Source organism: Methylocystis iwaonis (assembly GCF_027925385.1).
Lineage (GTDB): Bacteria > Pseudomonadota > Alphaproteobacteria > Rhizobiales > Beijerinckiaceae > Methylocystis > Methylocystis iwaonis.
This window is the reverse complement of the sequence record NZ_AP027142.1, coordinates 695,043-721,737: the sequence shown is the minus strand read 5'-3', so window position 1 is coordinate 721,737 and position 26,695 is coordinate 695,043. Positions and strand designations below refer to the sequence as shown.

Sequence of the window (26,695 nt, the reverse complement as noted above, 5' to 3'; positions counted from 1 at the left end):
TGGGCTCCCGCAACCATCATATAGAGGCCTTTCGCTTGCACGCTCCGTCGATCCGCACTGAGGCGGCCTTGCTGGACACGCTTTCAGCCCCGCTGCTGCGCGTCGTCAATTTGCGTAAATCCTACGCGACGCCGCAAGGCGCGCTGCCCGTGCTGCGGGGCGTCGACCTCTCGCTCGCAGCGGGCGAGACGCTCGCGCTCATGGGGGAGTCGGGTAGCGGAAAAAGCACGTTGCTGCATTTGATCGGCGCGCTGGACGACGCCGATGGCGGCGAAATCCTCCTCGATGGGATCAATGTCACAGGGCTGTCGGAACATGCGCGCGCCGCGCTGCGCCGCGAGACGATCGGCGTCGTCTTCCAGCAGTTCAATCTTATAGCGAGCCTCACCGTCGCCGAAAACCTCGCCTTTCAGGCCCGGCTCGCAGGACGGCTCGATCCACAATGGCAGGCGCGACTGACGCATCGCCTCGGCCTCGACGATCTCGTCTCGCGCTATCCCGAGCAGCTTTCGGGCGGACAGCAGCAGCGCGTCGCCGTCGGACGGGCGCTGGCGGCGCGGCCGCAGCTTCTGCTGGCCGACGAGCCGACCGGCAATCTCGACGAAGCGGCGGGTGACGCTGTCTTGGCGTTGACGCTGGAGCTCGTCGCCGAGACGGGCTGCGCCTTTCTCATGGTCACCCATAGCGCGCGTCTCGCCGCGCTTTTGTCGCGCCGGGAGAGGCTCGTCGCCGGAGCGCTCGCGACATCATGAGGCAGACGCTTTTCGCGCTGGCGGCTTTGCTCAGCCATTGGCGCCGCCACCCCGCCAATCTCGCCATGCTCGTGCTCGGTCTCGCCATCGCCACCGCGCTGTGGAGCGGCGTGCAGGCGCTGAACGCCCAGGCGCGCAAGAGCTACGACGACGCGGCGGCCGTGTTCACCGGCGGCGGCGCGCAGAATATCGTTTCGGCAAGAGGCGGGCTCTTTCCGCAGTCGCTCTTCGTGACGCTGCGCCGCGCCGGGGTGAAGGTTTCACCGGCGCTCGAAGGAACAACGCGGATCGGCGCGCGGACTATTCGGCTGATCGGCATAGAGCCCGTCACGCTTCCCGCCGCAACGACGCTCGCGCCGCTGCGCGAGAGCAAGGAGGCGACGAATATTCTCACCGGCGAGGGCCGCAGTTTCGCCGCCCCGCAGACCTTGAGCGACCTTCACATCTCGGAGGGCGCGCGGATCGTGACGGAGCGCGGCTTTACGCTACCGCCCGTCTACGCCATCGACGCCGCCCCGCCCGGCGCCGTCATCGTCGACATCGGCGTCGCACAAAAGGCGCTCGACAAGCCGTTGCGCCTCTCGCGGCTGATCCTGCCGCCTCAAACCCGGCTCGATCCCACGCGGCTGACGGAGGTTGCCGGCGACTCGCTGCGACTCGTCGAGCCGGACGAGGAGACCGATCTCTCGCGCCTCACCGATAGTTTCCATCTCAATCTCACCGCCTTTGGCCTGCTGGCTTTTCTCGTCGGCTTCTTCATCGTCAACGCCTCTTTCGGGCTGGCGTTCGAGCAACGCCTACCGATGGTGCGCACCTTGCGCGCGCTCGGCGTCTCGATTCGCGCGCTCGTCGCCGCATTGTTTTGCGAGCTTGCGGCCTTCACCCTTCTTGCGGGCGGGCTCGGCGTCGTCGGCGGTTATTTCATTGCGGCCGCGCTGCTGCCGGATGTCGCCGCGAGCCTCGAAGGGCTTTATGGCGCGCAGCTTCCAGGACAGTTGGCGCTCGACGCGCGCTGGTGGCTTTCGGGTCTCGGCATGGCCGGCGCCGGCGCGCTGCTCGCGGCGGGCAGCGGCCTATCGAAGACTCTGCGGCTGCCCGTGCTTTCGGTGGCGCGGCCGATGGCCTGGCGCGATGCGCACCACCGCTATCTGCGCCGACAGGCTGCGCTTGCGGCGCTCGCGCTCGTCGGCGCGACGCTCGCCTATTCTTTCGCCGAAGGGCTCGCGATGGGCTTCGCCGTCATCGCGCTCGCGCTGCTCGCCGCGGCGCTCTTCCTGCCCGTGGCGCTCGCGGCGATCCTATGGATCGGCGAGAGCCTTGCCCAGCGCCCGCTCGCGCGCTGGTTCTTTGCGGATGGCCGGCAGGAGATCGCCGGTCTCTCGCTCGCTTTGACGGCGCTGCTTCTTGCACTCGCGACCAATATCGGCGTCGGCGGCATGGTCGAAGGATTCCGCCAGACTTTCACGGGCTGGCTCGATCAGCGCCTCATCGCGGAAGTTTATTTCGAAGCCGCAACGCCCGCCGACGCGCGCGAGATCGAAGCCTGGGCGAAGGAGCAGCCGGAGATCGCCGCCATTCTACCTGTCTGGCGCACGAAGACGCGCATTTCCGACTGGCCCGTCGAAATCATCGGCTTGGCGCCGCATGAAACCTATTCCGCGCATTTCACCCTGCTCGAAGGCGGCGCGGACGCCTGGCGCGCATTGCACGAAGAAGACGCCGCGCTCATCAGCGAACAGCTCGCGCGGCGCCTGAAAATCGGCCTCGGCGCCATGCTCGACATTCCAACGCCGCAAGACACGCCGCAGGGCGTTTGGCGCGCGAAGGTCGTTGGCGTCTTCCCAGATTACGGCAATCCAAAAGGGCAATTGCGCATCGACCATGCGAAGCTTGCCCAGCATTTCTCGGACGCCTCCGGCGTGCATTATTCTCTGCGCGTGGCGCCAGTGGATGTCGCGCCCTTGATGGAAAAGATGCAGACGCGCTTCGGACCAAAGCTCGCACGCCTCGTCGACAATGCCGGGATCAAGAAAATCTCGACCAATATTTTCGAGCGCACCTTCACCGTCACCACGGCGCTTAACACGCTCACCCTCATCGTCGCGGCGATTGCGCTCTTTGCAAGCCTGCTGACGCTGAGCAATCTACGGCTCGGGCATATTGCGCCGGTGTGGGCGATTGGCGTCACGCGCCGGCGGCTCGCCGGGCTCGAGCTGTTGCGCATGATGCTGTTTGCGTCGGGCGCGGCGCTGATCGCGATTCCGCTCGGCCTCTTCATGACCTGGAGCCTCGTCGCCATCGTCAATGTCGCCGCCTTCGGCTGGCGCCTGCCGATGCATGTCTTTCCGTTGCAGTGGGGCGCGGTCTTCGTCGTCGCGCTCCTCACCGCGCTTTTTGCGGCGACGATCCCCGCCCTGCGTCTGGCGCGCAGCGCGCCTGTCGATCTGTTGAAGGTGTTCGCCAATGAACGCTAGGGCGTTGTCGATCCGCAATAGCAACGTTTGGTTGCAAGCCACGGTGTCATTCCCGACGCTCGCGCAAGCGAGCGATCGGGAATCCAGAGCAAAGCCGCCAATGTGGCTCTGGATTCCCGATCGGGCCTCCGGCCCGTCGGGAATGACGCCCCCCGGGTTAGGCCGCTCGACCGCGACGCGTAAGCTCCTGGCGTTCCTCCTCGCTTTCTTGCCCGCCTCCGCGATGGCGCAAAGCTATGGCGGGCTCGGCGACGCGGCGCCAGGCTTTGACCTGCCGAAACGCGGAACGCCGATCGTCTTCCCGAAAGACCATGGCGCGCATCCGCGCTTTCGCACCGAATGGTGGTATCTCACCGCCAATCTGGATGGCGCCGACGGGGCTGCCTATGGCATGCAATGGACGCTCTTTCGCTTCGGCCTCGAGCCGCCGCGCCAACAGAACGAAGGTTGGGACGACCGCAATGTGTGGATGGCGCATGCCGCCGTCACCAGCGCGAACGAGCATTTCTTCGCGGAGACCAAAGCGCGTGGCGGCGTTGGAACGGCGGGCGTCGAGGCCGACCCGTTCAAGGCCTATATCGACGATTGGTCTTTCGAGGCGCAGGGCGCCGACTTCGGCGAGGCGCGCGTTGTTGCGCACGCGCCTGAGTTTTCCTATTCGCTCGATCTCACACGCGGCGGGCCTTTCGTATTGCAAGGCGACGCCGGTTTCAGCCAAAAAGCCGAAACGGGCCAAGCCTCGCATTATTACAGCCAGCCTTTCTTCTCTGTCGGCGGAACGCTGAAACTGCATGGACGCGACATCGCAGTCACGGGGCGCGCCTGGATGGACCGCGAGTGGAGCAGCCAGACGCTCGCGCCCGATCAAAAAGGTTGGGATTGGTTCTCTTTGCATCTCACCAATGGCGACGCGCTCATGCTCTTCCGTTTCCGCGGCCCGCGCGACTATGTCTCGGGCAATTGGATTTCGGCAGACGGCGCCACGACGCTGCTTGCGGCCGACGAAATTTCGCTCACGCCGCTGGCGCAGACGGCGATCGGCGCGCATAGCCTGCCGACGCGCTGGCGCGTGCAAATAAAGAGCCGCGGCCTCGACATAGAAACAACGCCGCTCAACCCCAAAAGCTGGATGGGAGGGAATTGGGCTTACTGGGAAGGGCCCATCTCATTCCAAGGCTCGCAAGCCGGCGAGGGCTATCTGGAGATGACGGGTTACTGAGCCTTGCTGTTCGTCAATTCGCTCTCGCCGCAATCGTCGCGACGAACCGGTCGATCGTCTCGAAAAAATCCGACGGATCGCTTTTGATCGTTGAGGCTTTCATCCGCGCCAGAGTCGCTGCGCGGCGAGGAGAATCCGGGCCCCTATAATCGCGCACCGCTTGAAGCCACCCAAGGCCGTCGAGCGGATCGAGAAAATCGGGCGCATCGCCCCCCAGCTCTCGAAAGACGTCGAGATCTGAAGCGATGACCGGAACGCCCGCGGCCAGCGCCTCCGCCACCGGAAGGCCGAAGCCTTCGCCGAACGAGGGCATGAGCAGCGCGCGGGCGCCCGCCATCAGGCGACGCAGCCCCGGCGTCGAGAGCCCCCCTGCTTCGATGACACTCGCGCGCAACGATGGGCAGCGGGTCATCATGTCGACGACATTCTCATTGAGCCAGCCGCGCTTGCCGACGACGATGAGCTTGGGCGCCGGGCCGCCCTTGGCGAGCTCGCGCCAGACATTGAGCAACAAAAGGTGATTCTTGCGCGGCTCGATGGTGCCGCAGACGATGAAATAATCCCGCCCGCGCAGCGCCTCCGGCGACGCCGAGGGCGTCTCGAAAACGGGTGAAACAGGCAAAGGCGCCACGCAGTCCGGAATATCCGCGCGGCCATTCTCGGTTGCGAAAGCCGCGAATCGCTCGGCTACGGCGCGCGAGGCCGAAACCACGCCCGCGGCCATTCGCGCGATATTGCGGTTGCGGCGCGGATGCAGCGTAGCCTCGATGGGACGGAAAAACTCCGGGTGATCGACTGGAAGCAAATCATGGATGAAGGCCACCGGCTTCACATCCGGGCGCGCCTCCAGCCATCGCACATACCACTGGCGGTCAAGCAGGAACTGCGTGGCGTTGAAATAGACGGCGCCATTGGGCGCCTCGCTGATTGAGCGGCCGAGATGAAACGCCCAGTCGCGCAAGGCGCGCCAGTTGCGCGACACCCGCTCGAAGCCGGGTTTGCGGTCGAGGCGAATCGCGTCCGGCCCAGCACCCTCTCCCGCCAAAGCCGCAACGACGGAATGGTAGACACCGTCCTCGTCGGCGTCGGCCGCCTCGCGCCAATAGGCTTCGATCGCCTCGAGGGTTGCGAGCGCTTTTTGCGTGTCGGAAAGGCGCGGCCCCAAGGCGGTGCAAACCAGCGGCGTCGCGCCCTTTGCGAGAAAATGGCGGGCAAGCGCGAAATCGACGCGATCAATTCCATTGGGCGACGGATTGAGCCCGCGCGTCACGAGCCGGGTGACGTCATAGACGACGGGCGTCGCCGCGTCGGTCAGCGGCACGTCAGAGCGCCCGTACGGCATTTCCATGCTTCCAGCACGTCATTTGCTTCGCGCACCGCCCGCTGCGTCTCTTTGTCCAGACATTCGCGATAGCGGAAGACCGTCTTGATGAAGGCCTGCACCTGCGCGTCGCAGGCGTCCTCGGCGACAGGCGCGTCGATGCAGAGGGGCCGCGAAGGCGGCGCGCAAAAATCGAAGCCGCTCGGCTTCTCCCCTGCGACGCAACGATCCGCCAGGGCGAGAAAAATAAAGATAATCTGCGCGGCGGTCGCGAGCGACCGACTCATGCGCTCTTTCGACCTGAACGGCGCGGCGCGGCGCGAAACCAGGCGACGGCGTCCTCCACCGCGCGCTGCACCGGCCGGGTCGTATAACCGAGCTCACGGCGGGCTTTTTGATCGTCGAAAAACATGCGCGTTCGGGACATCTTCAGGCTATCGCAATGGAGAAAAGGCTCGTACCCTAAGAGGCGCGCGCCCCATTCATTGGCATAGGCCAGCGGCATCAGAGGGGTCGCCGGCAGTTTGAACTGTGGGCCACGCCGGCCCGTGACACGGGAAATTTCAGTCAACAAGTCGCACAAAGTCAAGTTTTCACCGCCCAGGATATAACGCTCGCCGATTTCGCCTCGCTCCATGGCGGCGAGGTGGCCGGCGGCGACGTCATCCACATGCGCGATATTGAGCCCGGTCTCGACATAGGCGGGCATCGCCCCGCGCATGGCCTCGGACACGATTCGGCCGGTCGGCGTGGGCTTGACGTCGCCCGGCCCCAGAGGCGCCGAGGGGCAGACGATAACGGCCGGCAGCCCCTCTTTCTCGACCATCCGTTCGACGAGATGTTCCGAGAGAATTTTACTTTGTTTATAAGCGCCGATCGCTTTTTCCGGGGAGAGCCGGTCGTTCTCGGTGCAGACGCAGCCATTGGCCGCGGCGAGGGTCGCGACGCTGCTCGTATGGACGACGCGCTCGACGCCTGCGCGCATCGCTTCGCGCATCACGATCTCGGCGCCCTGGACATTTACCCGGAACACCGATGTCGGATCCGGGGCCCAAATGCGATAATCGGCCGCCAGGTGGAAAACGCGGCCGACGCCGCGCATCGCCGCGCGGACGCTCTCGTCGTCGGTGACGTCGCCCTCGAAAACCTCACATGCGTCGGGGATATTTTGGCGAATGCTCGAGGTCCGAGCCAAGGCTCTCACTGGAAGACCCTTTGAAATCAAGAGCCGGACGACCGCGCCCCCAATGAAGCCGCTCGCGCCCGTGACCAGCACAAGACTATTATTAGACATGTTTCCCCAGCGCCAAAGCATTATCGCAGCCCAATGGCGCTATTGAAACACCACCAAAGTCTCTGCGCTTCGGCATTCTATAAATAGGGCGTGTGGTTTTCGAGCGTTGCAGTGAAAAAAAGAGGATCTGCTAAAAAGCAGAGCATTGATCGAAAGGTCAATGACCGCCGCTGCTCGATCTCGAATTCCCAATTATTCGAGGCCCATCGGTTCGGCGTCGTTCCCCATGCTCGCGCATCGAGCGGTCGGGCAAAACCAGCGCATTTGTGGCTCTGGATTTTATTTGCCGGCCAGAAATGACAGGCCCCAATGCGCTGCTCGAACGGAGTTGGCGTTACTGGGCTGTCTGTTCCGCCAAATCGACTTCGGGAATATCGAACAAGGGCTCCTGCCGAACAGCGGCGGGGGATGACGCTTTCTGAGCAGCGCGCTCCTCCTTCTGCAGGCGATTCAAGTCGCTGCGCACGATCCAGACGAAGCCGCAGAAAGTGCAGGCCGAGAGAAAGCCGATGACGACGTCTAGGCCGACGAAGGAATAGATCCGGCCGGTGGAAACAACAGGTCCGACCCAGGCGGCGATGAGCGCCCATGCGGCGACAAGAATACGGAATTCCGTCGCGCCCATCCCGCCATAGGACAAGCGGTGGACGCTCTCGGTAACCACGCGCAGATAGGTGTAGGAGCTCATCAGAAGATAGAGCGACAGGACCAGAAGCGCGGATGGAATCGTGAAGAAGGGAGAGAAGCCGAGGCCGACGACAATCAGCGTCTGCGCGATGAGATCGGCGGAATGATCGATAAAATACCCGTAATGATGGCGCTCGATCTGCCGATAGCGGGCAAGCGTCCCATCGAGCGAATCACCGAACCAGTTGAGCGCCAGCCCGGCAACCACGGCGACGAGAAACCATTTCGTCCACCAGCAAGCGATAAAGCCCGCCGAGGTCAAAACCGCCCCGACCAATCCCAACGCCGTCAAATGGTCCGGCGTCGTCCAGCCGGGCAAGCGACGAACCAGCGCCGCAAGCGCCGCGCGTTCGGCCCGAGCTAGCAAACTATCATTTATCCTAACGTTGGCCACGGCTCCCTCCTGGAACAACGTGTCGCAATGAGCCGCCGTTACGTCCATGTCGCTCATTGAAAAGTTGTACGATCCGAAATGTGAGACGCCGCCAAGGAGCGTCATATAAGGCGTCGCCCATGATATTGGCCCTCACAACTGTTCAAGGTCAAGAATAGATTCGCCCCATCCCGACCCTTATCCTACAAAACCTCTAGCTTATCAATGGCCGATACGGCTGACCGCCATCCCCTGGACTGCTGGTTGCGCGACCATCTGGACGAGCTGCACCACCTTGCCGATCTCGGCCAAAGGCGCGTTGGAGATGTAGATGATGTCCTTGTCGCGGACCGCGAATCGGCGCGCCGCGAAGAGCGCGGTCGGGTCCTTCATGTTCAAATGATAGGCGACCGGGATTTGCGGCTGCTGCAAAAGCTGCGGAGAAACATTCGGGAACTCGCGGACGAGCGTCGTCGGCTCGTAGCGCAGAACAAACAGGCCGTCGGGATCCGCGCGGTTGTCGTTCAGGCCGCCCGACTTGCCGATCGCCTCCTCCAGCGTGATGCCGCGCGCGTCGAAGGGGATTACGGCGTTCGCGCCAGCGGCGCCCGCGACAGTAAATGTCTGCGGCCGGCTTTCAACCGTCAGTATATCTCCCGGGCGCACATAGATATTCTCGCTCGGGTTCGCCAAAAGCGCCTGGAGCGGCGCGCGCGCGGTCCGGCTGCCGCGCGTGACGCTGATGAAGGTTTCGTGGACAGGCGACCGGTAACCGCCGGCCTGGGCGACAACGTCGAGAATTCGATCGCCGCGCAGATTGAGCGGGACGCGGGCGCCATTCGCCACTTCTCCCGTCACAGTCACCGTGTTGGTGACGTTCCGCGTAACATTCACGAGCGCCTGCGGCTCGATCGCCTTTCCGCGCAGACGCTCGACAATGGCGGTCTCGACCTGCTGCTGCGTGCGCCCGGCGACCTGGATACGTCCCGCATAAGGCACCGTCACGGAGCCATCATGCCCAACGATCTGCTCGGGAATGATGGAGGAGCGGGAGCCCGGGCTGACGCCGCCGGCCGACTCGCCGGCCGAGAACAGCCCGCCGGAAGCCGCCTCCCATACGGTGATCTGCAGAGCGTCGCCCATGCCGATCACCTGCGACGCGGAGGGGCGATAATCGCCGAAGAAGCCGCGCAGAGTGGGCGGCGCCCGACGCGCGAGAATATCCAGCGTGTGCCGGTCGACTTCCACCCAGGCAAAAGGCGCTTCGCCATCCTGCGCCATCGCCGAAACGCCCTTCACCATCTCGTCGCGCGACGGCCCGCTCGCCGGCGTGATTCCGCATGCGGCGAGCGCGCCGCACATGGCGAGAAGAGAAATGTGCTTGAGTAGATCGAGACGAAAAGTTGTCAAAGCCACTCCAACCGCGTCGAGGCTCTCCAAAGGAGGGGAGCCCAAAACTAACAGAAAGCGTACCACCGAACCAAGAACCAGACAGGTTTATTAAACTCCGCCCATCGCGATTCCCTTGTGATGTGGCGCTTATGTCACAGCTAATTATTAAGGTTTACTGACACCCCGCCAAGGATCGTCTGGTAAGGTTGCGGCAACCTTAATGCTGTCCAGCCGCGCCTATTCTTTGGCCGAACATGCGAGGACTTTGTGGCGAAACATTAGTCGTCGCGCCCGGATGCCGCCGTGATTTTCCGGCCATCGAAGAAAAGCTTCGCGAGCAAGCCGATAATTGCAAATCCGGCAAGCGACAAGACCGCGACGTCGATGGCGGGCTGCTTATCCCCAAGGCTCTGCGGCACACCCAGGAGGACGGCGGCGAAGGGCCAAAAAGCCAGTAAAATCCGAAATTCCGTCACGCCGATCCCGATATAGGCCATTTGCTCGACATGGCGGGTCGCCGCGCGAATATAGGCATAGGCCGCGAAGAGCAGGTAGCAGATCACCACGACGGTCGCCGCGCGCACAGTGAAAAAAGGCGAAAAGCCATAAGCGATCAAAACCGAGAGATGGGAAAATATCTCGCCGAGATGATGCGCCATGCCCTCCGCGGCAGCTTCCTGCTGGCGTTTGCGCGCGAGCGGCAGATCGACGGAAAGGCCGAACCAATTGATCGCCATTGCAATGGGGACGATCCATATGGCGTGCGGGAAATGATTGCACGCAATCAGGGCGATCGACGCGACCAGGGCGCCGCACGCGCCCACGCCCGAAAGCTGAATCGCTTCGACACGCGCCGGCAATGATTCGACGATATTGTCGATCAGGCGGAGCTCCGCGCCTCGAAGGAAGCTTTGCGTGCGCTGCGCGGGATTTCCAAAAATCGATGTGAAGAAGTCGCCCATTCCCCACCGCCTGGGCCGCACCTTTGCGCCATTATCCCCCATAAATTATACTTTTCGAATTGGCAACGAGCCACAATCTTGGCGGGAGGCGGTTCGCGGCGTTCGACGTCTCGGCGAGGCCGTCGCGGCGGATCACCGGCGCGAGCGACGAGGGGCTGCGCCCGATGGTCGAATTCTGACAAGCCCCTCTGAAATTGGACAAAACGGGTTCCGAAATGTCCGAGAAGGTTTTGAATGCGCGCAGCGAGGGCGTCCTTTGGCTCGCCTTCAACAGGCCGGAAAAAAAGAATGCGCTCGACCGCGAAAGCTACCTGGCGCTCATCGGAGCGCTCGACGAGGCGCGCCGCGACGCGGCCGTCCGCGCGGTCGTTTTCTCTGGGATAGGGGCGGACTTCACCGCCGGAAACGATCTCGGCGACTTCCGCGACTTTATGGAAAAACCGGAAGATTTCCCGGCGCTTGCATTCGTGCGAACGCTCGCGGCTTTTGAAAAGCCGATGGTGGCGGCCGTTGCGGGCGACGCCGTCGGCGTCGGCGCGACCATGCTTTTCCATTGCGACCTGGTCTATGCGACCCCGCAGGCGCGGCTTCGCATGCCTTTCATCGATCTCGGCCTCGTGCCGGAGGCCGGGGCGAGCCTCCTGGTTCCCCGGCGATTCGGCATGGCGCGAGCGTCTCAATATCTCTTGGCTGGAGAGGCGTTCTCAGGCGAGGACGCCTTCCGGCTCGGCCTGGTCAACGCCTTGGCCGAACCGGACGCAGTGCTCGAAATGGCGATGGCCGCGGCAAAGAAGCTTGCGCAAAAGCCGCCCGCAGCCCTCCTCGCGGCGCGGCGGCTGATGCGCGGCGATCCGGCGGAAATTTTGGCCCGAATCGACGAAGAAGCCGCCCTTTTCGCGCAGGCGCTCGCCTCCCCCACGACGCGCGAGAGGCTCTCAGCCTTCTTTGCGCGCGGCAGATAGCGTCCTTCAGCTTTCGATATTGGCGTAATTGACCAGGCGGGAGGCGCGCAGAAGGATGACACGCATCTTTTCGCCGCCGCGCGCGCAGGTCGTCTGGAGGCGCTCCATATCTTGCGGCCCTCCGTCGCGGAGCTGCCGCCGGACAGCGGCGACGCTCGCCAGCGCGATGACGTCGAGCTCAGCCACAAAGGTCTCGAAACGTCGCCGAAAATTCGGGCTCAGCTCCTCATAGGCCGCCAGCGCCGAATGCCGGCCGGGAAGCGGCGAGCGGCGGAAATATTCCTGATAGCTGACCGGACGCCAGGCGCAGAGATCCTCGAATAATTCCGGCATGATCGGAATCTGCTCGAGAATCATGACGAGTTCGTTGAACAGGTTGAGGTAGTCGTTGGCGAGCCCGGAGATGGGGTTGACCAGCGTCTTCGACTGCAACTGCTCGACCGCCCTCGGGCGCGCTTCGCTCGGCTCGATAAGTTGCACGTCCAAGTTCATCTGGTTCTCGCCAATGCACTCGCTATGAGCTTGAACTGAATATGATAAAAATTCCTTGCCCGGTCCTGCCCATTTGTGGCCAAGGCCTCTCCGCAGTCCCGCGGCAGAAGAAGTGAGTAGAAGGAAGATGTGCGGACGCTATGCGCTCACCTCCGCGCCCGAGGCGATCAGGAAGCTGTTCGGCTATCCCGAAACGCCTAATTTTCCGCCACGTTACAACATCGCGCCGACCCAGCCGATCGCGATCGTCGCGAGCGCGCGCCAGGATGGGCGTCCGGCGCCGCGCTTCATGCTGGCGCGCTGGGGCTTCCTGCCGGGGTTCGTCAAAGACCCCCGTGATTTTCCGTTAATTTTCAACGCGAGATCCGAGACGGTTCTTGAAAAAGGCAGTTTTCGCGCCGCCATGAAGCGGCGGCGCTGCCTTGTCCCCGCCGACGCTTATTATGAATGGCTGAAACTCGGCGCGGGGCGAAAAATTGTGCGCAAGCCCTACCTCTTCCGTCGCGCCGACGGGGCGCCAATGGGCATGGCCGGCTTGTGGGAGACCTATGCCGGCGCGGATGGCTCCGAGATCGACACAGCCTGTATTCTCACCACAGCGGCCAATGCGGCGACAATCGCCGTGCATGAGCGCATGCCCGCGGTTCTCGAGCCGAAGGACTTCGCCGCCTGGCTGGATTGCGACGACGTCAGCGCCGAAAGGGCCGCTGCGCTGCTGAGGCCGGCGGCGGATAGCGCGCTCGAATTTTTCGAGATCGCCCCCGCGATCAATAAGGCGACGGAAGACGGGCCACATTTGCAGGAGCCGCTCAGCCGCACGCTTTTTGGCTGATCATACGCGATCTGCTCGATTGGTGCGTTGTCATTCCCGACGCTCGCAACGCGAGCGATCGGGAATCCAGAGCGAAACCCGCGCTTTTGTGGCTCTGGATTCCCGGTCGGGCTTTCAGCCCGCCGGGAATGACACGTCCCCATGCGCGCTATCCAAACGGAAAAGGTATCAGATCAGCTTGCCGGGATTGAGCACGCCCCTTGGATCAAGCGTCTTCTTCAAGGCGCGCATCAGGTCGAGCGCGACGGGGTCTTTCACGCGCGCGAGAAGATTGCGCTTCAATCGCCCGATTCCGTGCTCGGCCGATATGGACCCGCCATAGTCATGCACGAGCCCATGGACGATCTCGTTCATTTCGTCCCAGCGCGCGAGAAAAGCCGCCTTGTCGGCTCCGACCGGCTGCGAGACATTATAGTGAAGATTGCCGTCGCCCATATGGCCGAAGGGAACGGGCCGCGCCTGCGGGAATGCGGCGGCGATTCGCGCACCGGCTTCAGCGATGAAGGCAGGGATGCGCTCGATGGGCACGGAGACATCGTGCTTGATCGACCCGCCCTCGCGCTTTTGCGCTTCCGAGAGACTCTCCCGCAGCCGCCAGAGGCTTTCGGCCTGATCGAGCGACTGCGCGATGGTGGCGTCGTGGGCGAGCCCCGCCTCAAGCGCCTGCGCAAGCGACAGCGCCGCTGTCCGTTCGGCCTCTCCCTCGGCAAAGCCGGCAATTTCGAGAAGCGCATACCAGGGATGCGGCGATAGAAGCGGATCGCGCGCGCCGGGAATATGCCGCAAGACAAGCTCGAGCCCCACGCGGGGAATCAGCTCGAAGGCATGCAGGCCCGGCCCGGCATGGCCCTTCATGAAGTTGAGCAGCGCCAGCGCTTTGGCCGGATCGTCGAGGCCAAGAAACGCGACGGCGCGCGAGCGCGGGCGCGGGAAGAGCTTCAGCGTCGCGGCGGTGATGACGCCGAGCGTGCCCTCGGACCCCACGAAAAGCTGGGTGAGATTATAGCCGGTGTTATCCTTGCGCAGCTTGCCGAGCGTCGAGAGAATCCGCCCGTCGGCGAGCGCGACCTCCAGCCCGAACACAAGGTCCCGCGCCGCGCCATAGGCGAGCACATGCACGCCGCCGGCGTTTGTCGCAAGATTGCCGCCAATCGTGCAGCTTCCCTCGGACGCCAGCGACAAGGGAAAATAACGGTCGACGGATTGCGCGATCTCCTGCGCCCGCGCGAGCGTCACCCCCGCTTCGAGCGTCATGGCGTCGGAGGATGGATCGACCTCGCGCACGCGATCCAATCTTTGCAAGGAAAGGACGATCTGCCGGCCGCTCATGTCCGGCGTCTGGCCGCCGACAAGGCCCGTATTGCCGCCTTGCGGAACAATCCCCACGCCGAGCTCATTGCAGAGCGCCAGGACACGGGCGACTTCGCCAGCATCTTCTGGTCTGACGACGCAAAGGGCGTCGCCGTGAAAAAGGTCGCGCGGCTCGGACAGATAGGCGTCCATATCCGCCGCATCGGTCACCACGGCGGAAGCTCCGACGATCGCCTTTAGGCGATCGCAGAGATCGGGCGCATTGAACGAATCACTCTGAGACAGAGAAGCGCCCTCGGGTTGAGCCGGGCCTCAGTAATAATTGCGACGCCGGCGGGCCATGGCGTCTTTCTTGCGGGCGTAGACGTAAGCGCGCGCCGCAGCGGGCGCACTCGCGAGGACGACACTGCATAATGCTGCGGCGATCAGCGCATTCATCATGATTATCTCCTTCCAGTTCCCGGAAATCACTCGATTTCCGCCTACACCCAGGAACACCAGCAAATCCTATGCCTGATTCTTTTCCTCGGCAACCGGCTCCGCTTCTGATCCTATCCGATGAGTCGTTTTTCCCGTCCCTCGAGACATTCTCGTCACAGGAATGTTACGTAAAAATTAAGGCTTTCACCCTAGAAGAGCCCGTTTTAACCGCTTTTGCCCGTCCCGCCGCGAGAAAACCGCGACAATTTCGACATGGGGGGCGTGGCGGAACTGATCAATGGGCGTGACGAGGGACAGTGAGTACCCGCCGTTGAGCAAAATTGCGGCGTCCCGCGCGAAACTTTGGGCGCCGCAAGAGACGGCGACCACCGTTTTCACCGCCGATTTGGCAATTTCGCGCGCCTGCGCCTGCGCGCCCGCGCGGGGCGGATCGAAAACCACGACATCGAAGGGCGCGAGCTCCTGCACGGAAAGCGGGCGCTCGAAGAGATCCCGCGCCGCGCCGTCGAGCGGCTTGAGCCCCTCCGAGTTGCGGGCGCTCGCGAACATGGCCTCGACCGCTTCAGCGGCGGAATCAAAGGCGGAGACCCGCGCGTTTTGCGCCAGACGCAACGCAAAGGCGCCGACGCCGCAGAAGAGATCGGCGATGCGTTTGCCGCCCTTGGCCGCTGCTAACACCCGCGCGGCGATTGCTTCCTCGCCAGCTTCCGTCGCTTGAAGAAAGCATCCCGGCGGAATGGAAACGCGCGCGGGGCCGATTTGCACGACGGGCGAACGACGCAAAGCCACCAGCCCGCCGTGGTTGGAAAGCCGCGCGAGATCATGCGCCTCGGCCGCCTTGATGAGCGCGCTCGTCTCATGTTCCTCCAGCGGGCCGGCGCCACGCAAATCGACATCCATGCCGTCGAGCGTCGCAGTGAAGGAGAGATCGAGCGGCTTGCCGCGCGCGGCGAGGATTTGCGCAATCGCCCGCGCCGCCGGCAGCGCGCCCGCAAGCTCGGGAACGAGCAGCGGGCAGCTTTCGATCTCGACGATCTCATGCGAACGCGCCGCCATGAAGCCGACGCGGGCATGGCCTCTCTCCATGCGCGCATGGAAGGTGACGCGCCGGCGCCCGGCGCCATGCGCATCGACAAGCGGCGCAACCTCGCAAGAGAGGCCCGCATTGCGCAGCGCCGTCACAACAAGGCCGCGCTTCCATTCGGCATAGGCGGCGGGCGCCAATGCCTGAACCGCGCAACCGCCGCAATGGGCGTAATGCGGACAGAAAGGCGCAATGCGATCGGGCGAGGGTTCGACGATGTCGACGAGCCGCGCGTGATCGCCCTCGACCTCAGCGATTACTGTCTCGCCCGGCAGCGCATAAGGCACGAAGACGCGCGCGTCGCCATCGAGGGCGACGCCCTCGCCGCGAAGACCGAGACGTTCGATGTAAAGCTTTTTCATGGTCTGGCCGCGTGAATGAGGAATTCGCGATTGCCGTCGCCGCCTTCGATGGGCGAAGCGACGACGCCGATGACGCGCCAGCCGAGCGTCTCGATCTCACGCCTCGCCTTGTCGCAGACATCGGCGTGAATCTTCTCGTCGCGCACCACGCCTTTCTTCACCGCCGCACGGCCGGCCTCGAATTGCGGCTTGATGAGCGCGACGAGATCGCAGTGGCTTGCGGCAAGAGAGAGCACATTGGGCAGCAGCGCTGATAGCGAAATGAAGCTGGCGTCCATGACGATCATGGACGGCGCTTCGTGAAGCTGCGACAGCGTCAATGTTCGGGCGTCCTGCCCTTCCATCGAGGTAACGCGCGCATAACGGCGCAGCTTCTCATGCAGTTGGTCATGCCCGACATCGATCGCCGCGACATGCCGCGCGCCGCGCGTCAGCAGCACATCGGTAAAGCCGCCTGTCGAAGCGCCAACGTCGAGACAATAGCGGTCTTTCGGATCGACGCCGAAGGCGTCGAGCGCATGGGCGAGCTTCACGCCGCCGCGCGACACCCAAGGGTAAGGCGCGGCGGCGCTGATCGTCGCGCCTTCCGCAATCGGCGCCGAAGGCTTGGCGACGACGCGCCCATCGACGGTTACGAGCCCGGCTTCGATCGCCTCGCGCGCTTTGGCGCGGCTTTCGAAATAGCCCCATTCATGAAGCGCCGCATCGGCGCGTTTCGTTGCCATTATGGTGATCCGGTTTGTTGCTCCGCAGCCGAGCCCGTCATTGCGAGCAAAGCGAAGCAATCCAGAGCCCCCGTAGCTGCCCTGGATTGCTTCGTCGCTGCGCTCCTCGCAATGACGGCAAGTGGCTCACTCTCCCGTCTGCAACAGCGTGCCGGCGCGGCGCGCGCTTTTCAGAAAACGGCCGAAGGCGACGGCGGCAAGCGAGAACATCGCGACGTCGATTGCAAAGCCCTGCGCCAACAGATCCCAGCGAATGACATGCTCGATCAGCACGGCGCGCAGCCCCTCGAAGACATAAGTCGGCGGCAGCATCCATGAGATCGGCTGCAGCCAGAAGGGCAAGGTCGAGACCGGGTAATAGACCGCCCCAAGCGGCTGCACGAAAAACATCAGCGACCACACGAGATTTTCCGCGCCCAATCCATATCGCAGCAAAATCCCCGACACCAAAAGTCCGATGCTCCAGGCGAAGAACATCAGCACCACGAAGAACGCGCCGAAAGCGACGCCGAGCGCCCAGAGGTTGAAACCGAAGAACAGGATCGCCATCAGCGTCACCGGCACGACGCCGACGAAGAGACGCAGGATGCTCATGAGAATGAGCGAGACGATGAATTCCGGCGGCCGCAGCGGGCTCATGAGAATATTGGGGAGATTGCGCGACCACATCTCCTCGATGAAGGAAAAGGAGAAGCCCTGCTGGCCGCGCAGCAGAATGTCCCACAGCAGGATCGCGCCGATGAGCGTGCCCGCCGCCTGCGCCGCTCCGCCCGGGGCCTGCAGCGCGCCCGCCTTCACGAGATAGGTTTGCAGAAAGCCCCAGGTGAGCATCTGCACCAGCGGCCAATAGATGATGTCGAGAATGCGCGTATAGGAAGCCCGCAGCAGATAGCTGTAGCGCAGGAGCATGGCGCCGACGCGCTTGATCGAGAAAGCGTCGCGCATCACGCCGCTCCTGCGCGCCCGCGCGCAACGTCGAGAAACACGTCTTCGAGATTGTCGCGTCCATAGCGCGCCAAAAGATCTGCGGGAGAGCCGTCATCGAAGATGACGCCCTCCTTCAGCATCAGCACGCGATCGCAGAGCCGCTCGACCTCGCTCATATTGTGCGAGGCGAGGAGGATCGCGCAATTATGCGTGGCGCGATGCGCCTCGAGCCGCGCGCGCACCCAATCGGCCGTGTCGGGATCGAGCGAAGCGGTGGGCTCGTCGAGCAGCAGCAATTGCGGATCGTTGATCAGCGCCTTGGCGATGGCGACGCGGGTCTTCTGGCCGGCCGAGAGGCGCCCCGTCTGGCGGTCGAGGAATTCGCGGAGCGCCAGGGCCTCGGCAAGCTCCTCGATCTTGGCGTCGACATCGGCCACGTCATAAAGCAGGCCGAAGACGCGCAAATTCTGCCGCACGGTGAGACGATGCGGCAGATCGACGTAAGGGCTCTCGAAATTCATGCGGCCGAGCACTTGGTAGCGCTCGCGCAGCAGATCATGGCCGAAGATACGGATCACGCCGGCCGTGGGCTCGATCAGCCCCATGACCATGCCGATCGTCGTCGTCTTGCCGGCGCCATTGCCGCCAAGGAGCGCCGTGACCGAGCCCGGCGGCAGCGAAAATTCGAGCGGCCCGACGACGCTACGCTCGCCGTAGGTCTTGCAGAGGCCGTGAACCGAAAGCGCCGGCTCGAGCGATGAGGGGGACATGGGAGAGGTTATGGCCCGCCAGCGCGGCCCGGGCAAGGCCGCCGGGGCGCCGCTTGGAGGCCGGCGTCATTGCGAGGAGCGTAGCGACGAAGCAACCCAGGGCAGCCATTGCGGCTCTGGATCGCTTCGCTTCGCTCGCAATGACGGGGTTAGACTACGGCGCCGGCCGCTGCGTTGCTCGGGGCCGTCGCCATCACTTCTGGCAGACAGGGCAGTAGAAGCTCGACCGCCCCGACTGCACGGCCCGAGCGATCGTCCCCTTGCAACCCTGCGTCGGACAGGCGGCGCCTTCGCGGTCGTAGACCCGGAAGGAATGCTGGAAATAGCCGAGCGACCCATCCGCCTGCCGATGGTCGCGCAGTGACGAGCCGCCCGCCGCCAGCGCCGCTTCGAGCACGCTTTTGATGGTCTGCGGCAGGCGCGCGAGCGCGGCCGTGGGCTTGCCGGCGGCCGTCACCAGCTTGCCCCCCTCGCGCAAGGGCGAAATCCCTGCCCCATGCAACGCTTCGCAAACGTAAATATTGCCGAGCCCGGCGATGAGCCGCTGATCCAGCAGCAAGGCTTTGGCCGGCGCCGCGCGGCCCCGGAAAGCGCGCGCCAGAAAGGCCGCGTCGAGCGCCTCGCCCAGCGGCTCGACGCCCAGGCCCTTGAAGAGCTTATGGGAGTCGAGCTCGGGCGTCGGAACGAGCAGCATGAAGCCGAAACGGCGCGGATCGTTGTAGGTCACGCGCGCGCCAGCCTCCATGTGGAAGACGACGTGATCATGCGCGGCGCTCTTGTCGCGCGGATGGTGGAAGAACCCCGGAATATCCCCGTCGACGCGGAAAGAGCCGCTCATCCCGAGATGCATGACGAGCGTCTCGGCCCCTTCGAGATCGGCAAGGAGATATTTCGCGCGGCGCCGAAGAGCGAGAATGCGCCTGCCCGTGAGGCGCGCGGCGAAATCGGGCGGAAAAGGAAAGCGCAAATCCTTGCGCCGCTGCTCGACGCGCGAAATGCGCGCGCCGGCGAGCGCGGGCGAAAGTCCGCGCCGGACAGTTTCGACTTCGGGCAGTTCGGGCATTCTATCTACAATCGCGCTTCGGGCGGCGCCCTTGGAAACGCAATAGCAAATTGCCCGCCATGGCCGCCAGCCTAAGTCGGCAGCACCGTCACCGGCGTTCCGATCGCCGCGCGCGTATAAAGATGCACGATGTCCTGGTTGATCATACGGACGCAGCCGGACGAGACATTCGAGCCGACCGTCTCCGGCTCCAGCGTGCCGTGGATGCGATAACCGAGATCGCGCCCCTCGCCGAAGAGATACATGGCGCGCGCGCCTAAGGGGCTGAGCGGCCCGCCGCGCACGCCGAGGCCGCGCGACGTGGGCTCCAGACGCGCCCTGATCTCGGGGTCGCGCGCGATCATCTCGCGCGGCGGCACCCAATCCGGCCAATCCCGCTTCATATTGATCCGCGCCGGGCCGGACCAGCCGAAGCCCTCGCGGCCGACGCCGACGCCATAGCGGGTGGCGCGGCCGGGCGCCTCGACGAAATAGAGGTGATAGGCGCCGGGATCGACGACGACCGAGCCGACCGGCTCCTCCCAGGGATAGTCGACCGTCTGGCGCAGGAATCGCGGGTCGATGTTCTGGTAGTTCACGGCCGGCACCGCGAAGCGCTCGCCGGGGTACGGCCCATAGGTTGCGGCGTAATTGGGCCGCGAGAGGGTGCGGGTCAGCTCCCGGCCGGGGGCGGAGGCGCCGCCCTCGGCAAAGGGGCGCGGCGCAAAGCAGCCGGCAAGGCCGGAGGCGCCGAGCGACAGAATCGAGAAAGAAAAAATACGCCGGGAGAACATGGGACGCATTACGACAGCCTCGACGCGCGGGCGCTTGGTTACCGAGGGCCCGATCGCGATTCACCATAAACGAAGCTGGTAAATAAAATGGGTTGCAGCGGGAGAGGGACCGCGAGGGGAGGACCGCGAGCCTTCAGGCTCGCTTCCAGAAGATGCGCGCCGGAAGGCGCGCGGTCCGGTCCAGCCGCCGCCCATAGCCATCCCGCCCGCGAGCGGCTATACCCACCCCCGATCTTCCAATGTCAGGCGAGCGTTAAATGACCGATTTCCATTCCGACCGAGACGGTTCGACCCATTTCGGCTATTCCGAGGTGCCGCTGTCCGAGAAGCAGGGCCTCGTGGACGACGTCTTTCATAAGGTCGCCCGCCGCTACGACGTGATGAACGATCTGATGTCCGGCGGCCTGCACCGGCTCTGGAAGGATACCTTCGCCGGCAAGATCAACGCGCGCAGCCGCAAGGGCTTCAAGCATCTGGACGTCGCCGGCGGCACCGGCGACATCGCCTTCCGCATCGCCCGCCAGGCGGCCCCCGACGCCGAGATCACCGTGCTCGACATCAATGGCGACATGCTGGAAGTCGGCCGCGACCGCGCCCGCGAGAAGGGCATCGACGCAAACCTCGAATTTGTCCAGGCCAACGCCGAATCCCTCCCCTTCCCGGACGCGCATTTCGACGCCTATACGATCGCCTTCGGCATCCGCAACGTGCCGCGCATCCAGGTCGCGCTGGAAGAGGCCTATCGCGTGCTCAAGCCCGGCGGCCGCTTCCTGTGCCTGGAATTCTCGCAGGTGAACGTGCCGGGGCTCGACAAGATCTACGAGGCCTATTCGTTCAACGTCATCCCTATGGTGGGCAAGCTCGTCGCCGGCGAGAGCGAACCCTATCGTTACCTCGTGGAGTCGATCCGCCAGTTCCCCGCCGCCGACGAGTTCGAGCGCATGATCCGCAAGGCGGGTTTCCGGCGCACGGGCTATGAGCGGCTGACCGGCGGCGTGGTCGCGATCCATTCCGGCTGGAAGTATTAAGGCGGCGGATGCTCCTTCAAACAGGCAACTTCCTGCGACTGGCGCGCGCCGGCTATATTCTGGCGCGCGAAGGGGTCTTCACGTCGCTCGACCCCAATCTTCTGCCGCCCGCCGCCGCGCCGCTCGTGCGCATCGCCAATCTCTTCGCCGTGGGCAAGGGCGAGAACGCCGGCGCCGCGCTGGTGCGCGCGCTCTCCCAGATCGGCCCGTCCTATGTGAAGCTCGGCCAATTCCTCGCGACCCGCCCGGATGTCGTCGGCGGGGAGATCGCCGACGCGCTCACGGCGCTGCAGGATCGCATGGCGCCCTTCGGCCGCGCGAAGGCGATCGACATCGTCGAAAGATCGCTCGGCAGGAAGGTCGATGAAATTTTTCTGAGCTTCGGCGAGCCGGTCGCCGCGGCTTCCGTCGCGCAGGTGCATATGGCCACCGCGCTCTACGACGGAAAGCCGCGCAAGGTCGCCGTCAAAGTGCTGCGTCCGGGCGTCGAGGGCCAGTTCGCCCGCGACCTGCGCGACATGTATATGGTCGCGCGCGTCGCCGAACGCTGGTCGTCGGAAGGCCGCCGGCTGCGCATGATCGAAGTCGTCGATACGCTCGCGCGCACGGTGAAGCTGGAAACGGACTTCCGGCTGGAGGCCGCCGCCGCTTCCGAATTCGCCGAAAATGTCGCGAATGATCCCGACATCAAAGTGCCGCATGTCGATTGGGATCGCACGGCGCGCGAAGTGCTGACGCTGGAATGGATCGACGGCGCGCCGCTCTCCGATCTCGAGCGCGTCGCCGCCGAAGGCCACGACCTCAAGGCGCTCGGCGCCCATGTGCTGCAGTCCTTCCTGCGCCACGCCATGCGCGACGGCTTCTTCCACGCCGACATGCATCAGGGCAATCTCTTCGTCGACAAGCAGGGCCGCCTCGTCGCCATCGATTTCGGCATCATGGGCCGGCTCGGCGAGAAGGAGCGGCGCTTCCTCGCGGAAATTCTCTACGGCTTCATCACGCGCGACTATCGCCGCGTCGCCGAGGTTCATTTCGAAGCTGGCTATGTACCGGCGAAACATTCGATCGAGGAGTTCTCGCAGGCGCTGCGCGCCATCGGCGAGCCGCTGCACACAGTCAACGCCTCGGATATTTCCATGGCGCGGCTCTTGACCCTGCTCTTCGAGGTCACGGCGCTCTTCGACATGCGCACGCGAACCGAGCTGGTGCTCTTGCAAAAGACCATGGTTGTCGCGGAAGGCGTCGCGCGCACGCTCGATCCCAAGCTCGACATATGGAAGACCTGCGACCCGGTCGTGCGCGGCTGGATCGAGGAAAATCTCGGGCCGAAAGCGAAGATCGAAGACGCCGGCAAGAGCATCGCGGAACTGGCGCGTCTCGCGACCCATCTGCCGAAGACGCTCGCCGACGCCGAGATGGCGATCGAGCGCATTTCGCGCATGGCCGACCAGGGCGTCGACCTCTCGCCGCATTCGATAGAAGCGATGGCGGAGACCCGCAGGCACGCGAGCAACCGGCTGCTGCTTGGTCTTACCGCGCTGACGCTGCTGGCTGCGTGGCTGTTTGGCTAGATGGACCGCGAGCCTTCAGGCTCGCATTTTTTCAAGCGAGCCTGAAGGCTCGCGGTCCATTGCGCCTAATGCCGCCGTCCGTTGGTCCAGGCGTCGACGAGCCGCGACGCCACCATCAGCCCGAGACCGGCGCCGACAAGCAGCGGCAGGTTTCGTGGCGCCGCGCGCAAAGCCGAGACGGCCGCCGTCTTGGCCGCAGTCGGCGCCACGTTTCGCGCCATATCATAGAGCGCCTGCGAGACATTGGACGACTGCAGGGCGCGCTGGATTGCGGTGATCGGCGAGGCTTCGGTGAGCGCCGCGAGCTCCGCGCTCGCGCGCGCCTGCTGAACCGCCTCCCGCCGCCGCGCGTAACCGTAGACGACGAGGGCGATCACCAAAAACGCGCCAGCAATTGCAAGATTGCCGAAAAGCGGCCCAAGCGCCTCATTCGCCCAATAGGCGACGGCCGCCAGGGCGAAGCCGAAAGCGATGAGCAGCGGAACCGCCGCCATCGCATTTCCGGAGAGGCGCGTGATCGTGGCGCCGACGGCGTTCTCGGCCCGTTTTATCATCGGCTCGAACATGACACGTCACCGCGATTGGATGAAAGATTACGCGCCGGGCCGGCTTATTTGCCCAATCTCCAGAAGGCGCCGAAGATGAAGCCGGCGAAGGCGGCGAGCATCACAGTTGTCGTCGGCTGCGAACGCGCAGACGTCTCGATCGCCGAGCGGAAATTGCCGAGCACCTCGCCCGTGCGCTGCGCCGCCTGTCCGCTGCGCTCGGTGACGGCGTTGAGCGCCGCATTGGCTCGGCCCATGCCCTGCTGAACGGCGCGCCCCATCTGCTCGGCGGCGGTCGACGCCTGTTCGGCGATTGCGCCTGTCATTTCGCCGTGCCCATTGTGTTGGCGCTGTTGCACATTGCGTTCCTCGGCCATTGCCGCCTCCGACGGTTCGAGCAAGTGGCGAGATAACGCGAGCCCGCGAGAGATGTTCCGGACAGCGGCAGGCGCGGGAGCGCCTTTGACCGCAGCGGCTTCAGGCGCCCCGAACCAGCGCCAAAAACTCCTCGCGCGTCCGCGGATCGTCGCGAATGACGCCGAGCAGCTTGCTCGTCGTGAGCTGAGAGCCCGGCGTGTTCACGCCGCGCAGCGTCATGCAATTATGTTCGGCCTCGATCACGACGCCGACGCCTGCGGGTTTGAGAATGTCCTGGATGGCGGATGCGATCTCGGCCGTGAGCTTTTCCTGAATCTGCAGGCGGCGCGCGAAGCCGTGCACGACGCGCGCGAGCTTCGAAATGCCGACTACGCGGTTCGTTGGCAGATAGCCGACATGCGCCCGGCCCAGAACCGGCAGCATATGATGCTCGCAGAAGCTCACGACGCGTATATTTTTGAGAACCACGAGCTCGTCGTAGCCGCCGACCTCCTCGAAGGTGCGCTGCAGATAGTCGCGCGGGTCGATGTCATAGCCGGAGAACAGCTCCTTGTAGGAGCGCGCGACCCGCGCCGGCGTCTCGATCAGCCCCTCGCGATCGGGATCGTCGCCCGCCCATTCGATGAGAACGCGCACGGCCGCTTCTGCATCCGCCTGGGTCGGCTTGGCCATTGGTTCAACTCTCCGGACCGCTTGCCGGGGGCGCGCTTTCCCAAAGAAAAACCGCCCCGTCGCCTTCACCTTGCGACGGAGCGGCTGATTTAGCAACCTGATACGGGGTTACTTATGGAATCACGCTGCGCGTGACGCCGCTGATCGTGGAGCCCACGGAGTTGAGCGTGCGCTTCATGAAGCCGAGGGGGCCGCCCTCGCTCTGAGGCGGCGGCGGCGGCGGCGGAGCGGGTTCCGGCGCAGCGGCGGCGACCGGCGCGGCCGACGCCACGGGCGCGCGCTCGGCCGGCGCCGGGCGGGGCTTTGCGTGCTTGGCTGCGGCGGCGGCCGGAGCGGCCTTCGGCTTTGCGATCTTGGCGGGCGCGGGCGGCTTGGGCGCCGGTTGAGCCGCTGGCGCCGCCGGCTCCGGCGGGGTGAACCGATTTGCGGGCGGCAGCGCGGCTGTTCTGGGCGCGGAAGGCGGCGTCAATCTCGCGGCGCCGGCGCCAGTCGACGAAAGCGCAGCCCCTGCCGCAGCGGCGGCGACGGGCGCGACAGCCTCGGGCGCCGCCGGCGGCGCCGAAACCGCCTCTACCCGCCTCGGGGCGGGCGCCGGCGCCGGAGCCGCGGGCTCAGGAAGCGCCGTAGCGGCCGCTTCGGGCGCAGGGGCCGTTGCAGGCTGGAGCTGTCCGTGAGCCGGCGCCTCTGCCGCCTGCGGCGGCGTCAATTCCGCCTTGTCGGTCGTTGGAGTTTCGATGACGGGAGTGAGGTCCTTCGCCGGTTCGGCGGCAGGCGGCTCGAGCGCCGCCTCACTGGCGCCGGGCGCCAGGGCCTCAGGTTCAGCCGGCAAGCTCAGATCGGCGACCGGGTCTTCCGCCGGGCGCCACTTGGTCAGCGTCCAGCCGAGGCTCGCCACGCCGATCGCGATAACCGCCAAGGAAACATAGACAAGCTTTCGGCGGCCGCCGCTCGCCTCGCTTTCAGCGACGGGAGCCTCGCCTTCTCCAGAGGACGCTACAGTCCAGCCCTCCGCCCCGCCCAGCGCAGGAGCGACCGGCGGGGGCGCAAAATTATTGGCGAGAGGGCGCGCGATCGGGGCGTCGGCGGCAAAAAGGCGCGGCGCCTCCAGAGCTGCGCCGTCCAGCGTCGCGGCGGTGGCTTCGGGCGCAAGGCTGACTGCTGGCGCCTTGGAAGCGCCGACCGGCTCGCTCTCGCGCTGCAAGAGTTGCTTGAACTCGGCGAAAGCCGCCATGAGTTCCTTGTCGTCGGCCTGTTGGGTCATGGCTACTCACTTAGCTGACGTCGCGCGCCGCCCTGTTCGCGGCGCTATTCCAAAAGCCGATCTCGGCGCTGACCAAATCTGGCGCGGGCCAATCCGGCTCATTCGTTTTCCGAATCGAAACCATAAATTGTGGCGGTTATTCGCCTCTTAAGCCCAGCTGCCGCCGGAACGTCGCCGCGGCGCATGCGTTTTGGGCCCATCGGCGGCGTCCCAAGAGCCCGCCAAGCGATCAGGAGACCCGACATGGATTGGAACCGCATTGAAGGCAACTGGAAGCAATTCAAAGGCAAGATCAAGGAACAATGGGGGCAGCTCACCGACGACGAGATCGATAAGATGGAAGGCAGCCGCGAAGTCTTTGAAGGCAAGATCCAGGAAAAATATGGAATTGGCAAGGATCAGGCGAAGCGCAACGTCGACGATTGGCTGAAGACCTTGCACTGAAGCAAAAGGCGGCCGACCAACCGGCCGCCTTTCTTTTTGCTTATTTCGTTCCGTATTTCTTCCAATAATCATGCGCCGCGTCGGCCGCGCACACTGCTTCCATCGAACGATACATCGTGCCGGACTGGTTGCGATATTTTTTTGCGCAGGCGTCTTTTTTCCGGCTGTAGCTTTTCTGCTGGGCGGGTTTCAGGCTCGACAGAAAGGCTTTTTCGCAAGTCTCCGTCACCATTGAGCCCCGCTGAATGTCGGCGGTCGATCCCCAAAGACAGGCCTCATAAAGCTTGTGAGCCTCGCCGCAATTCTTCGCTGCGGCGACCTTGGCCTCCTGCGCCTCGAGATCGGAACAGTCATCGGCGGCGGCAGGGAGGACCCAGAACGCCGCCAGCAGGCAAATCGACATGAGGTTCGTTTTGCGCATTCAAGTCTTCCTAATTGGCGGTTCCCATCCGATACCATTTCTGTTTGAACAGCTCGCATTCGGGGATGTCATTCCCGGCGGGCTGAAAGCCAGACCGGGAATCCAGAGCCACAAAAGCGCTGGTTTTGCTCTGGATTCCCGATCGCTCGCTTTGCGAGC

The 26,695-nt window shown here is 64.4% G+C and carries 28 protein-coding genes; 8 read left to right on the top strand and 20 right to left on the bottom strand.

All coding sequences use genetic code 11. From position 1 onward, the window contains the following. Nucleotides 1–92 precede the first annotated feature (92 nt). The 3 genes from QMG84_RS03465 to QMG84_RS03455 all read left to right on the top strand — a co-directional run bounded on the left by QMG84_RS03465 (nucleotide 93) and on the right by QMG84_RS03455 (nucleotide 4,445). A complete protein-coding gene (locus QMG84_RS03465) occupies nucleotides 93–752 on the top strand; it encodes an ABC transporter ATP-binding protein (RefSeq protein ID WP_434085984.1) in 660 nt (219 codons plus the stop codon). Further along, nucleotides 749–3,226, top strand: coding sequence for an ABC transporter permease (locus QMG84_RS03460; RefSeq protein ID WP_281930471.1), 2,478 nt, complete (start codon nucleotides 749–751; stop codon nucleotides 3,224–3,226). The genes QMG84_RS03465 and QMG84_RS03460 overlap by 4 nt, the downstream gene beginning before the upstream one ends. 223 nt (nucleotides 3,227–3,449) lie before the next feature. Beyond that, on the top strand, nucleotides 3,450–4,445 hold the full coding sequence (locus QMG84_RS03455; protein WP_434085983.1) for a lipocalin-like domain-containing protein: 996 nt from the start codon (nucleotides 3,450–3,452) through the stop codon (nucleotides 4,443–4,445). A 13-nt stretch (nucleotides 4,446–4,458) separates the two neighbouring features. Here QMG84_RS03455 and QMG84_RS03450 read toward each other — a convergent pair whose 3' ends face one another. The 6 genes from QMG84_RS03450 to QMG84_RS03425 all read right to left on the bottom strand — a co-directional run bounded on the left by QMG84_RS03450 (nucleotide 4,459) and on the right by QMG84_RS03425 (nucleotide 10,474). Next, nucleotides 4,459–5,766, bottom strand: coding sequence for a glycosyltransferase family 4 protein (locus tag QMG84_RS03450; protein WP_281930467.1), 1,308 nt, complete (start codon nucleotides 5,764–5,766; stop codon nucleotides 4,459–4,461). Next, nucleotides 5,757–6,053, bottom strand: a complete 297-nt coding sequence (locus QMG84_RS03445) for a hypothetical protein (protein ID WP_281930466.1) — start codon at nucleotides 6,051–6,053, stop codon at nucleotides 5,757–5,759. The genes QMG84_RS03450 and QMG84_RS03445 overlap by 10 nt, the downstream gene beginning before the upstream one ends. Continuing rightward, nucleotides 6,050–7,060 (bottom strand): hopanoid-associated sugar epimerase, encoded by a 1,011-nt coding sequence (gene hpnA / locus QMG84_RS03440; RefSeq protein ID WP_281930464.1) that lies wholly within the window; start codon nucleotides 7,058–7,060, stop codon nucleotides 6,050–6,052. The genes QMG84_RS03445 and hpnA overlap by 4 nt, the downstream gene beginning before the upstream one ends. 334 nt (nucleotides 7,061–7,394) lie before the next feature. Beyond that, complete coding sequence (locus QMG84_RS03435; RefSeq protein WP_281930462.1) at nucleotides 7,395–8,141, bottom strand: CDP-alcohol phosphatidyltransferase family protein; 747 nt, start codon at nucleotides 8,139–8,141, stop codon at nucleotides 7,395–7,397. Between the two features lie 201 nt (nucleotides 8,142–8,342). Beyond that, a complete protein-coding gene (locus tag QMG84_RS03430; protein WP_434085969.1) occupies nucleotides 8,343–9,536 on the bottom strand; it encodes a polysaccharide biosynthesis/export family protein in 1,194 nt (397 codons plus the stop codon). A gap of 254 nt (nucleotides 9,537–9,790) precedes the next feature. After that, entirely contained in the window at nucleotides 9,791–10,474 is a 684-nt protein-coding gene (locus tag QMG84_RS03425) for a CDP-alcohol phosphatidyltransferase family protein (protein WP_202073956.1), read from the bottom strand. Nucleotides 10,475–10,689: 215 nt separating this feature from the next. On the opposite strand from QMG84_RS03425, the gene QMG84_RS03420 reads away from it, so the two are divergent. Next, the gene (locus QMG84_RS03420) at nucleotides 10,690–11,436 is read left to right on the top strand and encodes an enoyl-CoA hydratase-related protein (protein ID WP_281930459.1); all 747 of its coding nucleotides are present in this window, start codon (nucleotides 10,690–10,692) and stop codon (nucleotides 11,434–11,436) included. Nucleotides 11,437–11,442: 6 nt separating this feature from the next. Here QMG84_RS03420 and QMG84_RS03415 read toward each other — a convergent pair whose 3' ends face one another. Then, nucleotides 11,443–11,928 carry a hypothetical protein gene (locus QMG84_RS03415; protein WP_202073958.1) on the bottom strand — a complete coding sequence of 162 codons (486 nt, stop codon included), beginning with the start codon at nucleotides 11,926–11,928 and terminating at the stop codon, nucleotides 11,443–11,445. A 127-nt stretch (nucleotides 11,929–12,055) separates the two neighbouring features. On the opposite strand from QMG84_RS03415, the gene QMG84_RS03410 reads away from it, so the two are divergent. Beyond that, entirely contained in the window at nucleotides 12,056–12,760 is a 705-nt protein-coding gene (locus QMG84_RS03410; protein ID WP_281930457.1) for an SOS response-associated peptidase, read from the top strand. A gap of 168 nt (nucleotides 12,761–12,928) precedes the next feature. Here the strand turns inward: QMG84_RS03410 and QMG84_RS03405 are convergent, their stop codons facing one another. The 8 genes from QMG84_RS03405 to QMG84_RS03370 form a co-directional block, all read right to left on the bottom strand. After that, nucleotides 12,929–14,281 carry an FAD-binding oxidoreductase gene (locus QMG84_RS03405; protein WP_281931893.1) on the bottom strand — a complete coding sequence of 451 codons (1,353 nt, stop codon included), beginning with the start codon at nucleotides 14,279–14,281 and terminating at the stop codon, nucleotides 12,929–12,931. Between the two features lie 102 nt (nucleotides 14,282–14,383). After that, a complete protein-coding gene (locus tag QMG84_RS03400) occupies nucleotides 14,384–14,512 on the bottom strand; it encodes a hypothetical protein (RefSeq protein ID WP_255537318.1) in 129 nt (42 codons plus the stop codon). Nucleotides 14,513–14,695: 183 nt separating this feature from the next. Further along, on the bottom strand, nucleotides 14,696–15,958 hold the full coding sequence (locus tag QMG84_RS03395; RefSeq protein ID WP_281930455.1) for a class I SAM-dependent RNA methyltransferase: 1,263 nt from the start codon (nucleotides 15,956–15,958) through the stop codon (nucleotides 14,696–14,698). Next, nucleotides 15,955–16,683 carry a TlyA family RNA methyltransferase gene (locus QMG84_RS03390; RefSeq protein ID WP_281930453.1) on the bottom strand — a complete coding sequence of 243 codons (729 nt, stop codon included), beginning with the start codon at nucleotides 16,681–16,683 and terminating at the stop codon, nucleotides 15,955–15,957. The genes QMG84_RS03395 and QMG84_RS03390 overlap by 4 nt, the downstream gene beginning before the upstream one ends. Before the next feature lie 126 nt (nucleotides 16,684–16,809). Then, nucleotides 16,810–17,628, bottom strand: a complete 819-nt coding sequence (locus tag QMG84_RS03385; RefSeq protein WP_281930452.1) for an ABC transporter permease — start codon at nucleotides 17,626–17,628, stop codon at nucleotides 16,810–16,812. Then, a complete protein-coding gene (locus QMG84_RS03380; protein WP_281930449.1) occupies nucleotides 17,628–18,380 on the bottom strand; it encodes an ABC transporter ATP-binding protein in 753 nt (250 codons plus the stop codon). The genes QMG84_RS03385 and QMG84_RS03380 overlap by 1 nt, the downstream gene beginning before the upstream one ends. A 193-nt stretch (nucleotides 18,381–18,573) precedes the next feature. Further along, nucleotides 18,574–19,443 carry a bifunctional DNA-formamidopyrimidine glycosylase/DNA-(apurinic or apyrimidinic site) lyase gene (gene mutM, locus QMG84_RS03375; RefSeq protein ID WP_281930448.1) on the bottom strand — a complete coding sequence of 290 codons (870 nt, stop codon included), beginning with the start codon at nucleotides 19,441–19,443 and terminating at the stop codon, nucleotides 18,574–18,576. A gap of 71 nt (nucleotides 19,444–19,514) precedes the next feature. Then, nucleotides 19,515–20,225 carry a L,D-transpeptidase gene (locus QMG84_RS03370; protein ID WP_281930447.1) on the bottom strand — a complete coding sequence of 237 codons (711 nt, stop codon included), beginning with the start codon at nucleotides 20,223–20,225 and terminating at the stop codon, nucleotides 19,515–19,517. Nucleotides 20,226–20,473: 248 nt separating this feature from the next. On the opposite strand from QMG84_RS03370, the gene ubiE reads away from it, so the two are divergent. Further along, the gene (ubiE, locus tag QMG84_RS03365) at nucleotides 20,474–21,244 is read left to right on the top strand and encodes a bifunctional demethylmenaquinone methyltransferase/2-methoxy-6-polyprenyl-1,4-benzoquinol methylase UbiE (RefSeq protein WP_281930446.1); all 771 of its coding nucleotides are present in this window, start codon (nucleotides 20,474–20,476) and stop codon (nucleotides 21,242–21,244) included. A gap of 8 nt (nucleotides 21,245–21,252) precedes the next feature. Continuing rightward, nucleotides 21,253–22,815: a 2-polyprenylphenol 6-hydroxylase gene (gene ubiB / locus QMG84_RS03360; RefSeq protein ID WP_281930445.1), complete on the top strand. Its 1,563-nt coding sequence runs from the start codon at nucleotides 21,253–21,255 to the stop codon at nucleotides 22,813–22,815. Between the two features lie 65 nt (nucleotides 22,816–22,880). On the opposite strand, the gene QMG84_RS03355 is transcribed toward ubiB, so the two are convergent. The 4 genes from QMG84_RS03355 to QMG84_RS03340 all read right to left on the bottom strand — a co-directional run bounded on the left by QMG84_RS03355 (nucleotide 22,881) and on the right by QMG84_RS03340 (nucleotide 25,671). Then, a complete protein-coding gene (locus QMG84_RS03355) occupies nucleotides 22,881–23,381 on the bottom strand; it encodes a hypothetical protein (protein WP_202073967.1) in 501 nt (166 codons plus the stop codon). Between the two features lie 44 nt (nucleotides 23,382–23,425). Continuing rightward, a complete protein-coding gene (locus tag QMG84_RS03350; RefSeq protein WP_202073968.1) occupies nucleotides 23,426–23,737 on the bottom strand; it encodes a hypothetical protein in 312 nt (103 codons plus the stop codon). Nucleotides 23,738–23,837: 100 nt separating this feature from the next. Then, nucleotides 23,838–24,410, bottom strand: coding sequence for a GTP cyclohydrolase I FolE (gene folE / locus QMG84_RS03345; RefSeq protein ID WP_202073969.1), 573 nt, complete (start codon nucleotides 24,408–24,410; stop codon nucleotides 23,838–23,840). 112 nt (nucleotides 24,411–24,522) lie between these two features. After that, entirely contained in the window at nucleotides 24,523–25,671 is a 1,149-nt protein-coding gene (locus tag QMG84_RS03340; RefSeq protein WP_281930443.1) for a serine/threonine-protein kinase, read from the bottom strand. Between the two features lie 243 nt (nucleotides 25,672–25,914). Here QMG84_RS03340 and QMG84_RS03335 point away from each other — a divergent pair, with 243 nt between their 5' ends. After that, nucleotides 25,915–26,115 carry a CsbD family protein gene (locus QMG84_RS03335; protein WP_202074129.1) on the top strand — a complete coding sequence of 67 codons (201 nt, stop codon included), beginning with the start codon at nucleotides 25,915–25,917 and terminating at the stop codon, nucleotides 26,113–26,115. A gap of 40 nt (nucleotides 26,116–26,155) precedes the next feature. Here QMG84_RS03335 and QMG84_RS03330 read toward each other — a convergent pair whose 3' ends face one another. Then, entirely contained in the window at nucleotides 26,156–26,536 is a 381-nt protein-coding gene (locus QMG84_RS03330) for a hypothetical protein (protein ID WP_281930442.1), read from the bottom strand. Between the last annotated feature and the right edge of the window lie 159 nt (nucleotides 26,537–26,695).

Coding starts and splice junctions, on each gene's coding strand:
- QMG84_RS03335 (WP_202074129.1), top strand. CDS start 25,915: ATGGATTGGAACCGCATTGAAGGCAACTGGAAGCAATTCAAAGGCAAG.
- QMG84_RS03420 (WP_281930459.1), top strand. CDS start 10,690: ATGTCCGAGAAGGTTTTGAATGCGCGCAGCGAGGGCGTCCTTTGGCTC.
- QMG84_RS03380 (WP_281930449.1), bottom strand. CDS start 18,380: ATGTCCCCCTCATCGCTCGAGCCGGCGCTTTCGGTTCACGGCCTCTGC.
- hpnA (WP_281930464.1), bottom strand. CDS start 7,060: ATGTCTAATAATAGTCTTGTGCTGGTCACGGGCGCGAGCGGCTTCATT.
- QMG84_RS03455 (WP_434085983.1), top strand. CDS start 3,450: ATGGCGCAAAGCTATGGCGGGCTCGGCGACGCGGCGCCAGGCTTTGAC.
- QMG84_RS03395 (WP_281930455.1), bottom strand. CDS start 15,958: ATGAAAAAGCTTTACATCGAACGTCTCGGTCTTCGCGGCGAGGGCGTC.
- QMG84_RS03400 (WP_255537318.1), bottom strand. CDS start 14,512: ATGATGAATGCGCTGATCGCCGCAGCATTATGCAGTGTCGTCCTCGCG.
- QMG84_RS03445 (WP_281930466.1), bottom strand. CDS start 6,053: ATGAGTCGGTCGCTCGCGACCGCCGCGCAGATTATCTTTATTTTTCTC.
- QMG84_RS03415 (WP_202073958.1), bottom strand. CDS start 11,928: ATGAACTTGGACGTGCAACTTATCGAGCCGAGCGAAGCGCGCCCGAGG.
- QMG84_RS03385 (WP_281930452.1), bottom strand. CDS start 17,628: ATGCGCGACGCTTTCTCGATCAAGCGCGTCGGCGCCATGCTCCTGCGC.
- QMG84_RS03410 (WP_281930457.1), top strand. CDS start 12,056: ATGTGCGGACGCTATGCGCTCACCTCCGCGCCCGAGGCGATCAGGAAG.
- mutM (WP_281930448.1), bottom strand. CDS start 19,443: ATGCCCGAACTGCCCGAAGTCGAAACTGTCCGGCGCGGACTTTCGCCC.
- QMG84_RS03460 (WP_281930471.1), top strand. CDS start 749: ATGAGGCAGACGCTTTTCGCGCTGGCGGCTTTGCTCAGCCATTGGCGC.
- QMG84_RS03350 (WP_202073968.1), bottom strand. CDS start 23,737: ATGGCCGAGGAACGCAATGTGCAACAGCGCCAACACAATGGGCACGGC.
- ubiE (WP_281930446.1), top strand. CDS start 20,474: ATGACCGATTTCCATTCCGACCGAGACGGTTCGACCCATTTCGGCTAT.
- QMG84_RS03340 (WP_281930443.1), bottom strand. CDS start 25,671: ATGACCCAACAGGCCGACGACAAGGAACTCATGGCGGCTTTCGCCGAG.
- QMG84_RS03330 (WP_281930442.1), bottom strand. CDS start 26,536: ATGCGCAAAACGAACCTCATGTCGATTTGCCTGCTGGCGGCGTTCTGG.
- QMG84_RS03425 (WP_202073956.1), bottom strand. CDS start 10,474: ATGGGCGACTTCTTCACATCGATTTTTGGAAATCCCGCGCAGCGCACG.
- QMG84_RS03370 (WP_281930447.1), bottom strand. CDS start 20,225: ATGCGTCCCATGTTCTCCCGGCGTATTTTTTCTTTCTCGATTCTGTCG.
- ubiB (WP_281930445.1), top strand. CDS start 21,253: ATGCTCCTTCAAACAGGCAACTTCCTGCGACTGGCGCGCGCCGGCTAT.
- QMG84_RS03355 (WP_202073967.1), bottom strand. CDS start 23,381: ATGTTCGAGCCGATGATAAAACGGGCCGAGAACGCCGTCGGCGCCACG.
- folE (WP_202073969.1), bottom strand. CDS start 24,410: ATGGCCAAGCCGACCCAGGCGGATGCAGAAGCGGCCGTGCGCGTTCTC.
- QMG84_RS03390 (WP_281930453.1), bottom strand. CDS start 16,683: ATGGCAACGAAACGCGCCGATGCGGCGCTTCATGAATGGGGCTATTTC.